Raw genomic sequence first — 1,162 nt, forward strand, 5'->3', positions numbered from 1 at the left:
TTTATTCAATGATCTTAGAGACGATACCGGCACCAACAGTACGACCACCTTCACGAATAGCAAAGCGAAGTTTCTCTTCCATCGCTATCGGAACGATCAACGAAACATCCATGGCAACATTGTCACCGGGCATAACCATTTCCGTTCCTTCTGGAAGCGTAACAATCCCTGTAACATCCGTTGTACGGAAGTAAAACTGAGGACGATAATTCGTAAAAAAGGGCGTATGACGTCCTCCTTCATCTTTCGTCAAGATGTAAGCCTCTGCTTTAAACCGTGTATGAGGCGTAACAGATCCGGGCTTCGCCAATACTTGACCACGCTCAATCCCTTCACGATCAACTCCACGTAGTAATGCTCCAATATTATCACCCGCCTGACCTTGATCCAAAAGCTTGCGGAACATTTCAACGCCCGTAACCGTTGTCTTAGACGTTGGACGAATACCGATAATCTCGATTTCCTCTCCAACTTTTATAACACCACGCTCAACACGACCCGTAACAACCGTTCCACGACCCGAAATCGAAAATACATCCTCTATCGGCATCAAAAATGGTTGATCAACAGGACGTTCAGGGGTTGGAATATAATTGTCAACTTCACTCATTAAAAGACGAACGGCATCTTCACCAATGCTCTTATCCTTATCTTCAAGGGCTGCCAACGCAGAACCCTTAACAATTGGGATATCATCGCCCGGGAAATCATACTTGGATAAAAGCTCCCGAACCTCAAGCTCTACAAGCTCCAAAAGTTCTGCATCATCAACTTGATCAACTTTATTAAGAAAAACAACAATTGCTGGAACACCAACCTGACGTGCAAGCAAAATATGCTCACGTGTCTGAGGCATTGGGCCATCAGCTGCTGAAACAACCAAAATAGCACCATCCATCTGTGCCGCCCCTGTGATCATGTTTTTCACATAATCAGCGTGTCCTGGACAATCAACGTGCGCATAGTGACGATTTTCCGTTTCATACTCAACGTGGGCTGTAGAAATAGTAATTCCACGTGCGCGTTCCTCCGGGGCAGCATCAATTTGGTCATAGGCTTTAAATTCACCAAAATACTTCGTAATCGCTGCTGTCAACGAGGTCTTCCCATGATCAACGTGACCAATCGTACCAATATTAACATGCGGTTTCGTTCGTTCAAA

Annotated in this window: 1 protein-coding gene; it reads right to left on the minus strand. The window is 45.1% G+C overall.

All coding sequences use genetic code 11. From position 1 onward, the window contains the following. Position 1 precedes the first annotated feature (1 nt). Positions 2 to 1,162, minus strand: a 1,161-nt coding sequence (gene tuf, locus ACFIKI_RS08350; RefSeq protein ID WP_375666748.1) for an elongation factor Tu, incomplete at its 5' end; no start/stop codon positions are given.

The organism is Bartonella sp. TT121SHDZB (assembly GCF_042193415.1).
Classification (GTDB): domain Bacteria; phylum Pseudomonadota; class Alphaproteobacteria; order Rhizobiales; family Rhizobiaceae; genus Bartonella.